The sequence below is a fragment of the Gracilibacillus suaedae genome, from assembly GCF_017599345.1.
GTDB classification, from domain to species: domain Bacteria; phylum Bacillota; class Bacilli; order Bacillales; family Amphibacillaceae; genus Gracilibacillus; species Gracilibacillus suaedae.
In genome coordinates, this window is sequence record NZ_JAGFVL010000020.1 from 168,547 (window position 1) to 182,860 (window position 14,314).

Consider the following 14,314-nt stretch of genomic DNA (forward strand, 5'->3'; position numbering starts at 1 on the left):
TTCAGACTCCATTAGAACTATTTTCGGTGAATAGCGGAATAGATGTCCGCTGACAGCCTAAAAAGGCCACTTTTGTCACAAATAACGGAACAAATGTCCGTACTCAATCCCCCAAAGTTTACCAGAGGGTAATCTCTTTCCACTATCCAAACTTTCTGTCTTTGCAAACAAAACCAAGGCTATCACCTTGGTTTTGTTCGTTTATTTGATCGCTTTTACTGAATCGCGGTAGATAATTTTACCTTTTACTGCGACTCTTCCGAATTTCACTTCTGGATTATCCATTTTATCGCAAATAAATTTAACCGTGTTTTTGGCCATTTCTTCGATATCCACTTCTACTGTTGTTAGGTGAGGCGTGGTCAGCGTGGCATAGATATCATTATCGAATCCGACTACTGAGCAATCTTCTGGTACCCGATACCCTTCTTTATTTAGTCTTTCGATAAGTAAATGTGCTACTTGGTCACAGTTACAAACGAAAGCGGTTGGCATTTGTTCGGGTAAATCCATTTCGATAAAAGCTCCCCGCTCATCCCGATCACTAATGACATATTCCTGTTTCAAATGAATTTTATGCTCTAACAATGACTTATAATATCCTAGAAAACGGTCCTGAATACTACTTGTAGAAAATAGATTGCCGACATAGGCAACTTCCTTGTGCCCCTGTTGAATTAATGAATTCGTAATTTCATAAGCTCCATAAAAGTTATCGGTAATGACTGCATCTACATTATCATTCTCGTCATAGAAATCAAGGAAAACTAAAGGCATTTCAACACTTTGCATTAATTCTATATATGCTTTGCTAGGTTGTCCAAGCATTATGAAGCCATCTACTCTGCGCTCGTGATAAATGCGTGGCAACTTTAACTGATCTTCGTCTTCATTAGGTAAAATATGAATAATTCCATAATAACCACGGTCTTCTAAAATCTGTGCAATTGCTTGATACACTTTTAAATAAAAAGATTGCGTCATTCCGGTATAACGTTCAGGGATAATAACACACACGTTATATGACTTACCGTCTTTCATCGATTTCGCCATCGTATTGTAGCGATACCCCATTTTATCCGCTAACGTTTTAATTTTTTCCTTTAATTCTTCACTGACGCCTTCTTTATCGTTCAGTGCTTTAGAAACCGTGACACTACTAACATTTAATTTTTCGGCAATATCTTTCATCGTGACATTGGACTTCATTTTGTTCACCCCATACTCTAACTTCCCATTTCTAATATCATAACATTTTTAAAGAAAAATTACTTAATAATTTAACTTAATTCGTGTTTATTTTACCCTAATCGATATGAAGAGAAAAGAGTGAACTATGATGTCACCCTTTTAATAAGGCTTCATTCTGTTCGATTAACGCTTTACGTTGTTGTGCATTTTCTAGAGACCGATACGGATCTTCAGGTGTATGGAACGTGTAATCTACTAATTGATCTACAGTTGTTTTTGCCACATGAATTCTCGTATCACTAGATGCATAGTAAACAAAAACTTCATTTTCATCATTAACGACTACACCATTACAGAAAATAACATTAGACACATCACCTGTCCGTTCGTCATCGTATGGTGCAATGAAATGACCACCTGGTAACGCAATTAGTTTTGTAGGATCAGCTAAACTCGTCGCAAAAGTATAGAGAACATAACGCAGGCCAGCCGCAGTGTTACGAACACCATGAGCAATATGAATCCAACCTTGATCTGTTTTAATTGGTGCAGGTCCTTGTCCGTTTTTGACTTCATAAATCGTATGATATTTCTTGCCGTGAATCACTTGTTCATCTTTAATAATTGGGTTTGTAATATCTGCTGTTAATCCGAATGCAATTCCTCCGCCAGAGCCAGTTGAAATAAAACCGTCTTGCGGTCGAGTATAGAATGCATACTGTCCGTCAACCAATTCAGGATGTAATACAACATTTCGCTGTTGAGGTGATGGTGTCTTAATATTCGGCAAACGTTCCCAGCTCCTGAGGTCTTTGGTACGAACAAGACCAGCTTGTGCCACTGCGCTGGATGTATCAAATTCATCTGCATCCGCATCCTTACTCTCTGAACAATAAATACCGTAAATCCAGCCATCTTCATGCTTCACTAATCGCATATCATACATATTTGTTTCTTCTTGATCAATATCTGCCCAAACGAGTGGAGAATCGATAAACCGGAATTGATCTACACCATTGTCACTTACTGCTAAAGCAAAAATTGATTTACGATCTAAACCTTCTAACCGTACAACCATATAATATTTCCCTTCATGATAGATCGCTCCAGGATTAAACGTCGCATTGACACCTAAACGTTCCATAAAGAATGGATTCGTTTTCTTATTCAAATCAAAACGCCAATGGAGTGGCACATGATGTCTTGTTATGGCAGGATATTGATATTTCGTATAAACACCATTGTAAAATTGCTTGTTTTCTGGATTTTTACGTTGAATTAATTTTTCATGTTCTTCCAAAAGCTGATAGTATTTTTCATGAATCATGATTGCTTCACCCTTTCGATAAATTCTAAACAAAATCTACTATTATGATAAGATGTCTTCCACGGTTCCCCGATTGCTCTTTCCGCTGGCTTTCCATCAGGCTCTATTGACCAATACCATTCTCCATTTTCACGATTATCCACTATATGTTTTTTTATATAGCTCCAAAGATTTTCGATTAATTGTTTGAATTTCGGATCTTGTGTATGTTCAAATGCATTTAAATAGCCGACCATTGCTTCTGCCTGTACCCACCAAATTCTCGTTTCATCATAATGGTCATCAACCTGTTCGTTGATTAATGAACCATCTGCCTGCATCGCATATTCAGCAATATTATAAGCAATATCAAGCACCATTTGATCATACCTTTTATCACTTAACCCTATTGTTTTAATGGTTTCATCCATTAACCAGCTCGCTTCAATATCATGACCGAATGATTTCATATTGACTAATGAATTCCATTGCTTATCGAAAAAAACACTTAAAAATTTGGTATTTGGGTTATAAATCTTCTCATAATGCACTTCTAATAAATCTAGTATTCTTTGTTTTAATGCATCCGTAGGGTTTGCTTTATACAAATTGGTATACGCTTCCAACACATGAATATGCGTATTCATTGTAATTTCTGCAACCACACCATTTTCACTTAACATTTCGTTCGATACTGGATTCCAAAATTGATCAAACTCTTCACCATAAGCACGATTTTCCTGGTCATAGCCTTTCTCTTCAATTAAATGATAGATTTCATTTGCCAATACTAACGCTTCCTCTGTTTTCGTGACTCGATAATATTCACTTAATGCATAAATCGCAAATGATTGGGCGTATACATGTTTTCTCGTATCTTTCGGTTGCCCTTGATAATCTACTAACCAATAGATGCCTAGATATTCCTGATCATATAGTTTGTCACGAAGAAAGTGATAAAGATGATGAGCATGCTCTAAGTATTCTTCTTTCCCAGTTACTCGATATGCGGCTGAAAAAGTCCAGAGGAATCTTGCAGTTGCAATCCCTCCTTTATCTGCCTGCTGATCAATTTCTAAATGATAGTCTACTCCCCCATAAAAACCACCATGTTGCTCATCCTTCAACTGCATCCAAAACGGGAGGATTTTTTGTTCTAAATGTTGTTGGATTTCGCTTGTTATTTCTTTCATGAATAGAACCTCCTCTTTAAGTTTATCGATAACTTAATAATATAATAATAATTAACTTGTTAACGTTTGTCAATTACTTAACTTGAGATTGATTCCAATCAAAATCCCCCCCCCCTCCTTACCGATTATTAGAAAAGGAGGGGGTAGAGTTTAAGCGATTACCTTGTTCACTTCACAGTTCAACTTTATGTGAAAAATTCCATATCAATTTTCCTAAATAATGTTGTACTAGTTTCCTATTCTGATGCAGTCTGTAATAATATACTAATTTACTTTTTTCCTTGTGAAAACTAAACTCCCTATTCCTAACACAAGGACAATAAAACCCAGTAATAACCAATTATATGTTGATGAAGCAGTGTCCGGAAGATTACTTTTGGCTTTTGGATATTTTATTGTATGCGAGTCATTTGTTTTGTTATTATTTAGATTCTCGTCGCTGTTTTTAGTTTGTTCATCTATTGGTTGCTCTTGCTGTTTATTTGTATCCTTATTCTCTTGATTTTCTTTATCTATCCCCATATTACCAACATCAAATACTGAAAAAATGGTAAAATGGTCCGTCCTGGCAGTTATCCAGTTATTTTCGATAGTTCCTCCAATTTCTTCCCATATCGACTCTTGTACATCCCAATAATAGATTTTTTGATTTTCGTTAGAGTTCTCTACTAAAAAGGACAGTTGAATGCCTGAAGAAAATTGAGAGATTGTCTGACTATTTTGTTTAAAAGTCAAATCATATAATTTCGTAGCTGCAAGATCACCCTTTTCTAGCTCAGGTGCTTCTATTTTAGCTATTCTTAATGTTAGTGGTGAACCCGTTTCAAAGGATAGCAAATCAAAATTTATTTTCAGATCCTTCTTCACTATCTGGATTTCAGTATTTTTCTCCAGTAACATTTCTAATTGCTCAGAGTAAAACACAACTTCTATATCATTCTTGTCATTCGGTACCGATAATTCAAGCAAACCATCGTCTGCTAGATTATTTATTTCATCCTCTGGTAACACAAGATGATTCTTTCCTTGTACAAGCTCTGTAGAAATAAAGCTTGCCAACCTTTTCACATGCAGCAAATAACTCGACTTCGTTCCATCTTCTGCTGTAACTTCGACATTTATGACGTTATCTCCTAAGCTGAGTTTAATAGCACTCGTCAAATCCTCATTACCATTTATAGTGATGGTTGCACCGTCTGAGCTAGCTACTGGCGTAAGTGTTATTTCTTCTACTGTCTCGGTTACCTCTAGATAATACTCTTTCACATCCTTAGAAAAGGTTGGGGTAAGTACACCTTTATTAACTGTTAAAGCTTGGAGGCTAGCATCTGAACTGTTCTCTACCCCATATGTCTTTAAATCTGGCAGTTCCTCTAAGGTAATAACCTTTTCGTGATTATAAATTTTTTGTAAATGTTCACTGCTGTTGTTGCTTGTTACTAGACCAATCCAAGTTGTAAAATAACTATACATGGAATTATAAATGTTTAACATGTCCGGGTCTGGGATGGGTCCATTTTCCGTCATTGCAATTAACTTTCTGTTTGATGAAAGATCTACAAGTGCTTCATATTTATCATTTTGTGGGGAATAATTATACTCTCCAGGATAGGAGTCAAAACTAACAACATCAACATAATCATCACCTGGGTACCACTCTGGATCAATTGAATTCCATACCCATATTAAATTATTTAAATGATGATAATTGGTTAATCGATCGTACATTAGTTTCCATAGCCTTATAGTAGGATCTGGTCCTTTAGCTCCCCACCAGAACCAACCTCCTTCTGCTTCATGTAATGGTCTCCATAGAACAGGCACATTAGCATCTTGTAATCTTTTTAATTCATCTGCAATCGTATCGATATCTCTAATAAGCACTTGATAGTCTTCTGATTCTGGGTCATTCATTGCATATTTCACATCAAATGTTGTTGCATCTGTATAGAAACCACTCCACCAAGGTTGATCTTCTGTATCAAGAAGATCTTTTGGCGCGTTCCAATGCCAGGCAAATGCTACGATTCCCCCTTGCTCATCCCATTCAAGCGCAAGGTCAACATCATGAGATTCTGCTCCCCTTTCGACACGTGATGGGCTATAATCCATCAAATCTAAACCTAAAATGGCTGGTGTTTTCCCTGTTAATTCTTTAATATATTTGACATCAGCTAAATCATTATTAGCATCATCTTGTTGACCTGATATTATATTTTCACCAAAGTTATCCACTAAATAGTTAAATAAAGCCTTCGTTTCTTTCGTTGCATTAGGATTAATTAACTGTTTCTTGACTTCATGTTCATTTGGCGGTGGTGCCAAGGATAACTTAATATAGTCAATTGCGAAATGTGTCCAATTAGGTGTAACAGTGATTGTGTTCGTCCCCTCATTTAATAACACTTTTCCTATTGATGCTTCTCCAAAACCATCCCCCATTTTGAAGTTAGTATAAGCTTCTCCATTCAATCGTAGATTTGCGTGTTTACCTTCTCCATACAATCCACCATAGCCCACCCTTAAGGTATATAAAGCAGTATCAGGCACCGTAATGGTAAATGTCACACTAGCATCTTCTTCAGAGAAATTACCAACATATCCTGTTCCTGAATAACCAGGAACTTCATCTTGCACTGTTAATCCGGTTAATGTAGCTTCTTCCGCCTCAAGCTTCAATTCTTCACCTTCATTATCTCTTTCATTATTTGCTGCAAATACACTTGCTTCAGATAAGCTCAGTAAAAAAGTGCCAATTAATAGAAAAATAATTGTTCTAATTAATGAATACCTTCTCAATATTAACTACCTCCACAAAAATAGTTTTAAAACGTGAGTTTAGTGCGCGTTGAAAAACACTTTTCATCTAAATTTCATATTTGGCACTTTATAATTACAAATTCATGATTATATATAGCGCTTAAATAATTTGGTGTATTTTGTTCCTTAACGTGTATAGTATGCCAGGTTAGAAACCACACCCATTTCGCCCCATTATTTATCATTTCAACAGGATTTGGAACCATTCTATTGATCTCTTATTGACACCTTCATAATCATCATTGATATAATCAAGACCACGAATAGCAGGTAGTCTTCCTGTTTTCTCCTTTATATAATCTAGCTCGTCATCTGCAGGTGCTTTCCAATCTGATTCCTGTTGTCCGGAAAGAATCTTATTTCCATAAATACTACAGATATATTGAAATAATTTTTTTGCTTCATAACTTGCATTTGAGTTAGATAAATGATTGTTTCTTACATTCACATTACCCACCATTTTTAATCCTTCTTTCATTTCGGTATATCCTAATATTCTCTTATTCTAAACACTTCATATGGTTAAACTCTGTTAATTTAGCACTGGAATAATTCCGCTTTAAAAAGTTTATGCATAATCTTAGCCATGGCGATTACATTCTTACCGTATAAGTAATCCTCGGAGACTTCATTCTTCTCCGAGGATTAAATTAATAAGTTTAATTACTCCATAATTCCACTTTCTCTTGAATAAGTTTTGTATATTCTTCCTCTGCTTTCTCAATATTTGCAGATTCTAAAGCTTGCATATATTCATCCCACACCGCGTCAAATTGATCCGGCTTTTCTAATATAGCTTTTGGAACCAATTGTTTAGTAATATCTAGAGCTCTTTGATTAATTGTTTGTAACTCAGAATTTGCTGGAATGGAAATATTATATGCTGCTCCCCATGGTTTTACGGGAAATTCATCAGATAATGGAAATAAATCCTGCCATAATTCAACGCCATAGGCTTCAAGCACTTCTTTTTCTACATCTGTTTGATTCTCCATAGCTAATTCACGAGTATTAATTGTAAATGGTTGACCTGTTGAATCTAATACTCCATCACCATAACGTGGTGCAAATCGAGCAAAGTTATATCCCATCCCTGTTTTCTTTAAATAGTCTTGATCAGAGTTTCGTTTCTCCCATTCTTCCTCTGGAATAACACGTTCCCCATCAACGATTTCATGGTGTTCACCTTCAATTCCCCAATTAAGCATTATTTGCGTCTCTTCAGATGCCAAATAATCCAGGAATTTAATTGCACGCACTGGGTCCTCACAATCCTCGGTAATACTGATTCCCCAACCTACCTGCAAGCCATTGCTTTGATACGTATGGCTTTTATAATCCTCACTTAAAGTAACTGGATACACTCCATACATTCGCTCTTCCATTCCCGATTCACGTAAGGCTTCTTGTGCACTGTTCATTAAATAATCAGGACCAATAGTTGCTAACACCCTTCCAGAGGAAAGCTTTGAATCAAATTGATCACTTTTCTGTACAAACATTTCGGAATCAAGTAAACCTTCTGCATTCATTTCATTCCACCATTTAAATACTTCTTTTTCGACTGGACGTCGATAATGCAAAGTTGCTTCATACGATGTCGGATCTATATAATATTCTCCGTCATCACTTGCACCAGTCATCATAAAGCCTGAATTTAAGAAAGAGGATTGAATTCTCCAACTGTCGGTATTCATTGTTAAAGGAATGGTAGGTTGACCATCGATTTCTGGGTGTAGTTCTTTATATTCTTTTAGCACATTTTTTAAATCATCCAATGTTGTAATTTCTGGGTATCCTAATTCCTTTACTACTGCATGCTGTATCCACGCACCGTAACCTGGTGTCAATGCTTGATTGTCTACAGGAGATGTTGTCAACACATAAATAGAAGGGTCGTCTTCACTCCATTTTAAGCGGTTAATGCCATCTTCCCCTAGCATTTCTTTGATGTTGGGAGCATGCTCCTCAATTAACGGTGCAAGATCAATCAAAGCATTAGCATCCACTAATTGACTAGCACCTTTCGATACAATTAAATCGGGGTAATCTCCACTAGCTGTCATTAATGGAATCTTCGTTTCTCCTCCTTCAATGTCAAACTCTGCTTCTAAGGTTACTCCGGTATCTTCCTTAATTTTGCGACCAACCGGAGTATCCATGTCCTCTACCCAATCAGGATTCGTATCAGAATCAAACACTGTCAAGGTAACTGGTTCTAATTCATTGAAAGAACTATTCTTTTCTTCTGTGTTCTCTTCATTTGTCTGATCACCTTCAGCAGAACCATCACTTTCCTCAGAATTTTGACATGCAGCAAGCCATGATAGGAATAACAAAATAAAAATCAATTGCAAACTTCTTTTCCATATCCCCACTTCTTATTCCTCCCTCATTAGTCATTATTGTATAAACAGGTACAAAACCTGAAAACACCATCATTGTTTCACTGCCCCGAGAGTCATCCCCTGAATAAAATATCGTTGCACAAATGGATATACCATGATAATTGGGATAACAGTTACCATCGTGATTGCCATCTTTATTGATTGTGGCGAGACCCTGTTCATTTGTTGTTCATCATTTGGACGCATCGAATTAGCATCCTGACTTCCTCCCATGGATGTGTTATCTAAGATTTTCATTAGCTCATATTGCAATGTCGTTAAACTTTCATTCATACTGTTATATAAATACGTATCAAACCATGAATTCCATTGACCTACTGCGACAAATAAAGCGATAGTAGCTAACACTGGTTTACAGAGTGGTAAAATAATCCGATAAAAAATTACAAAGTCATTTGCTCCGTCCATCTTCGCTGATTCTTGCAAAGAAAAAGGTAAACCATCCATAAACGAGCGAATAATAATAATATTAAAAGCGCTTACTAATCCAGGTAAGATATATACCCAAAACGAATTGATTAATCCCAAATCTCTTATTAACATGTATCCCGGAATCAATCCTCCAGAGAAATACATCGTGAGCACAATAACTGTGGAGACAAATCTTCTTCCTTGAAAATCTGTTCTGCTTAGCGTGAAAGCAACCATAGCTTGAATAAATACACCTAATACCGTTCCAATTACTGTCCTTAAAACTGAATTTACAAACCCGGTTACGAGATTGTCATATTTCATAATTTCTAAATAGTTGTTTAAGGTAAACTCCCTCGGCCAAATATATATACCACCTCTAACCGTGTCCGTAGAATCATTTAAGGAAATTGCCAACACATTCAAAAACGGATATAACGTGATAACGATAACAATACTTAAAAAAAGATAATTTAAAACATCAAAAATTTTTTCTCTTACAGTTGTTTGATAAAGATCTGATGGATTTGCCAATCGACTCCCCTCCTACATCACACTTTGATTCGAATATCTTCTAAATATGCCATTCGCTAGTAATAATAAGAAAATGCTAACGACTGAATTAAAAATACCGATTGCTGTTCCATATGAAAATTGCCCCAAGCCGATCCCGTAGTTAAGCGCATACAATTCCAACACTTCTGCATATTCAATGACAAGGGAATTACTTAATAGCATTTGTTTTTCAAAGCCAATCTGAATTAAATGACCAATATTCAAAATTAATACAACTAAAATAGTAGGTCGAATTCCCGGAAGTGTAATATGCCAGATCTGTCTAAACCTGCTGGCACCATCAACTTTGGCGGCTTCGTAGAGCTGTGGATCTAATCCAGCTATAGCCGCTAAGAAAATGATGGCGTTCCATCCCATCTCTTTCCATATATCAGAGATCGTGACAATCGCCCAAAACCATTTACCTTCAGCCATAAATTGATAAGGCTGATCCAAGACTCCGAGCCCTACTAACAGATCATTGATAATTCCCCCATCAGTCGACAGAACTTTGGTAACAATACCAGCTACAACAACCCATGAGACAAAATGAGGTAAATACGTGACCGTTTGCGTTATTCTTTTAAATAAAGAATGTCGTACTTCGTTCAGTAAGATTGCAAATACAATCGGAATAGTAAATCCGAATAATAGTCCGAGAAAACTCATGGCAAGCGTATTGCGTAGTGCTAGGAAAAACCTCTCATCTTGAAATAATTGTATAAAATGATGAAAGCCTATCCATTCTTGTTGCCAAAAAGGATTTCCAGGAATATAATTTTGAAAAGCCATTGTCCAGCCCCAGACAGGCAGATAATTAAATACAAACACCCATACAACAAATGGTAACGACATCGCATAAAGCATTTTTTGACTTTTTAATGTTTTCCAAAACAATCTAGATTTTTTTATTTTTTCTCTTTTTTCAACTACATCCATTTGCCCTCCTCCTTTATTAAGTTAATGTTAACTTAACCAATAACTTTGCAACACCCAAAAAACTAATACTAAATTCATATAAAAAATAAAGAAATACACCTTGATGATGTATTCCTTTATTTTTATTTATGATAACGCTTACGAAAATCAGATGGTGATATCCCCTCATACTTCTTAAACTTACTATGGAAATAATCAGAGCTTGTATAACCAACCATTTGAGCAACTTCATATATTTTATATTCTTCTTGTAATAATCGCTTACTATTATCGATTCTTACTTTATCTAAATAAGTTCTAAAGTATTCACCTGTAGTCTCTTTAAATATTTTGCCTAGATAGGCTTTGTGATAATGTAGTAGCTCCGCCATGGTATCTAATTTTATATTTTGATTATAATTTTTTTGAATAAATTGAATCATCCGCTTTACTGTTAACTCCGGTTTATCTTCATCTATTAACGAAGATATTTCAGATAAATGTTCATAAGCTAGTGATATTAATTCCTTTACCATGAAACTTTTTTGAATTTGAACAATATCTCTTAGTTTTGTGGATATTGCGGCGCGGATTTCAGGGTATTTAACCATTAAATTATTATCTATATCAGTTAATAGATTAGCCATTTGTTCTTTAATTTTTAATTCTGAATATCTTGATTTAGCTAAAAAGACGATGATATCCCTTATCATTTGTTTAATAGTTTCACAATCACTGATCTCTACTGCATATAATAATTTTTCGTAATATTCAGCTAATTGCTTTCCTGACCATTTAATATCCCGCTCCTGAATCATAGGAGAATATTTTGTAATCATATTTTGTGCCATATAATAAAAACTATTTTGTAAATAAGATTTTGCTTGTTGGTAACAATTAGCTAAGTTATCAATGGAAGTGACACTATCAGATACTGCACTAGTAAACTCTAGTTTTTTTTCTTTTAAAAACTCATATACAGAATCATATATTTTTTCTGCATTATTTTCAGCAACATTCTCTCTCACTAATATCCCTATATAGCCATCCTTAATAAACAACTGACCGTCGTTCTTATTTACGTAACGTGTTACTGATTGAAATACCTCTCTTAAGTCCAACTGTTTTGTATCAAAAAATTTTATTAACAAGATGGCATAAAAGTCCCAATTAAATTTTTGTTGAAAAAAATCATTAACTTTATTTGATATATTTCGTCGAATAAGTAGATCCATGTTTTTTTGAAAGTGCTCATTTTCCTTTGCATCTTTCCTTAAGTTTTCTTTAATTATATCGTTATGAATTTTCCGCAAATAATTAATTAATTCTTCCTCTTCCAGTGGCTTTAATAAATATCCTTCTACTTGATACTGCATTGCTTGCTTTGCATATTGGAACTCCGCGTAACCACTCAATATAAGGAATTTTACTTTTGTATCTTCTTCTCGAATCTTTTTTATCGTTTCAATACCTGATAGTTTAGGCATTTTTATATCTATCATAATCAAATCCGGTTCATGTTCCTGATATTTTTCGATAGCGGTATATCCATCCGATGCCGTATCTACTACTTCAAAACCTAATTTATCCCAATTAATTAGGTTCATAATTCCTAACCTAGTACGCCTTTCATCATCAACTATTATAACCTTCAGCATTAGTATCTCCTCCTAATTGAATTGAAAAAGATATACTTGTTCCTACACCCTTTTCACTTTTAATTGTTAGCCCACTATTTTCCCCGTATAAAAGCTTTAGTCTTTGATGTACATTTCGAAGACCTACTCGGATACCTGATTGTACATCTTGTTTATCTAACTCCTGATAGATTTCCAGCAATTTTTTCTTGCTTATTCCAATTCCATTATCATGTACTTTAATTAATAATCGATTTTTTTTCCTTTTACTGATAACGCTTATTTTCCCACCTGCTCTACTATGTTCTAAACCATGAATGACACTATTCTCGACTAACGGCTGAATGATCAATGGTGGAATTAATAGTTTCTTCGTAGTAGGATCTATATCGAATGAATAATCTAAACGATCTTCATAGCGAAATTTTTGAATATCTAAATACCACTGGCTAACCTCTAGCTCTCTTTCTAACTCTATTTTTCCTGTCCCAACTTCAATATTATTACGCATTAATTTACCTAGTAACTTTACAATATTCGCTATTTCTGGTTCACCTTTGTAATGAGCTTCCATTCGGATCGATTCCAAACTATTAAATAAAAAATGAGGGTTTATTTGAGAAGCCATCATTTTAAATTTAATTTCATTTTGCTTTCGTTCTAGCAGTGCTTTTTGTTGGTTACTGTGCTCGACTTTTACTATTAAATCTTTAATATTTCTTACCATATGATCAATATTTTTCGCTAAGTTACCCATTTCGTCATTGCCATCTATGACAATACGTGTATTAAAATCTCCTTGTGCCACTCTATCTATCTGGTTTTCTAATATTATTAACCGATTAGAGAATAATTTCGATATAATGTAAATAAAAATAATAGCAATAAAAATAGTAATTGATACTAATACAATCCCTTTACGCCCAAACTGATGAGCATTTTTTATAATTCTGTCATTGTCTATAACCGAAATGATTGTTAATTGATTGTTAGTATTCTGAAGAGGAATCGGTTGGACGAAAATCCTTCTATGTTGTTCACTTTGTTCTTCATAAAAAATACCAGTTTCACCAGATAATACACCTTCCTCTTGTATATAATTGCTAAGTTTATTTCCATTTTGTTCTAAATCATTAGATGCTATAATATGATGTTGATCATCAACAATCATCGTCCAAGATGCCTCTTGTGACAAAATGGTTGTTAGCGTTTTCAAATTAATGTTTACAACTAATACACCAACCGTTTGATAGGATGGGAAGTCAATTCTACGAACAAAACTTAAATACTTTTTATTCTTTTTGGTTTCATCCCTAATATATACCCATTGTGAATCAGCAGGATTATTGATAGCATTCTTATACCAAGTAGTGGATTTTACTTCATTATCCAAAGGTATAATTTCCCAATTATTAATTAACGAAGCATTCTCCATGTAAAAACGAATATTCGAAATTTCGGAATCATATATCTTCTGATACTCTTCGAAAGTATTATAACTCCAATAATCTGCAATGACTTGATAAGTTTTTGCATAGTTTTTATTGACTATCTCTTCAAGACGTTGGTCTATCATGATATTATCCGAAATATAAATAGGGACTTTTATTACTTCAAACAGTCGTTCTTTAACTCGTTCCATATTAACTGCAACTTGGTCTTCTGCATCATCAATTGCTTGATTTTTTAATTCATTCGTTAATAATCCACCGACAATTACAACCGGAATAAAAACAACCAATACAAATGTAATAAATAACTTATTTCTCATATTGATATTGTTAACAAAAGATCTAATTTGTTTGATGACCATTTTCTCCCTTCTGATCCCTGATAAACTAATCGATAAAGTAATGTTCAAATTTATTATATATC

The 14,314-nt window shown here is 34.6% G+C and carries 10 protein-coding genes; all 10 read right to left on the reverse strand.

Features of this window, described 5'->3' with window-relative positions; all coding sequences use genetic code 11:
* Positions 1–201: 201 nt before the first annotated feature.
* The 10 genes from J5J03_RS05015 to J5J03_RS05060 all read right to left on the reverse strand — a co-directional run bounded on the left by J5J03_RS05015 (position 202) and on the right by J5J03_RS05060 (position 14,252).
* Positions 202–1,209, reverse strand: a complete 1,008-nt coding sequence (locus J5J03_RS05015; protein ID WP_208586834.1) for a LacI family DNA-binding transcriptional regulator — start codon at positions 1,207–1,209, stop codon at positions 202–204.
* A gap of 133 nt (positions 1,210–1,342) precedes the next feature.
* Positions 1,343–2,518 (reverse strand): glycoside hydrolase family 130 protein, encoded by a 1,176-nt coding sequence (locus J5J03_RS05020; protein ID WP_208586837.1) that lies wholly within the window; start codon positions 2,516–2,518, stop codon positions 1,343–1,345.
* The gene (locus tag J5J03_RS05025) at positions 2,515–3,690 is read right to left on the reverse strand and encodes an AGE family epimerase/isomerase (RefSeq protein WP_208586840.1); all 1,176 of its coding nucleotides are present in this window, start codon (positions 3,688–3,690) and stop codon (positions 2,515–2,517) included. Before J5J03_RS05025 ends, J5J03_RS05020 begins: the two co-directional genes overlap by 4 nt.
* A 264-nt stretch (positions 3,691–3,954) precedes the next feature.
* A complete protein-coding gene (locus J5J03_RS05030) occupies positions 3,955–6,489 on the reverse strand; it encodes a glycosyl hydrolase (RefSeq protein WP_208586848.1) in 2,535 nt (844 codons plus the stop codon).
* A 202-nt stretch (positions 6,490–6,691) separates the two neighbouring features.
* Entirely contained in the window at positions 6,692–6,988 is a 297-nt protein-coding gene (locus tag J5J03_RS05035) for a glycosyl hydrolase (RefSeq protein ID WP_208586850.1), read from the reverse strand.
* Between the two features lie 181 nt (positions 6,989–7,169).
* Positions 7,170–8,888 (reverse strand): ABC transporter substrate-binding protein, encoded by a 1,719-nt coding sequence (locus tag J5J03_RS05040; protein WP_331460432.1) that lies wholly within the window; start codon positions 8,886–8,888, stop codon positions 7,170–7,172.
* A gap of 60 nt (positions 8,889–8,948) precedes the next feature.
* Positions 8,949–9,863: a carbohydrate ABC transporter permease gene (locus J5J03_RS05045; protein WP_208586852.1), complete on the reverse strand. Its 915-nt coding sequence runs from the start codon at positions 9,861–9,863 to the stop codon at positions 8,949–8,951.
* 12 nt (positions 9,864–9,875) lie between these two features.
* On the reverse strand, positions 9,876–10,823 hold the full coding sequence (locus J5J03_RS05050; protein ID WP_208586854.1) for an ABC transporter permease: 948 nt from the start codon (positions 10,821–10,823) through the stop codon (positions 9,876–9,878).
* A 122-nt stretch (positions 10,824–10,945) separates the two neighbouring features.
* Complete coding sequence (locus J5J03_RS05055) at positions 10,946–12,460, reverse strand: response regulator transcription factor (RefSeq protein WP_208586856.1); 1,515 nt, start codon at positions 12,458–12,460, stop codon at positions 10,946–10,948.
* Positions 12,438–14,252: a sensor histidine kinase gene (locus tag J5J03_RS05060; protein ID WP_208586858.1), complete on the reverse strand. Its 1,815-nt coding sequence runs from the start codon at positions 14,250–14,252 to the stop codon at positions 12,438–12,440. Before J5J03_RS05060 ends, J5J03_RS05055 begins: the two co-directional genes overlap by 23 nt.
* Between the last annotated feature and the right edge of the window lie 62 nt (positions 14,253–14,314).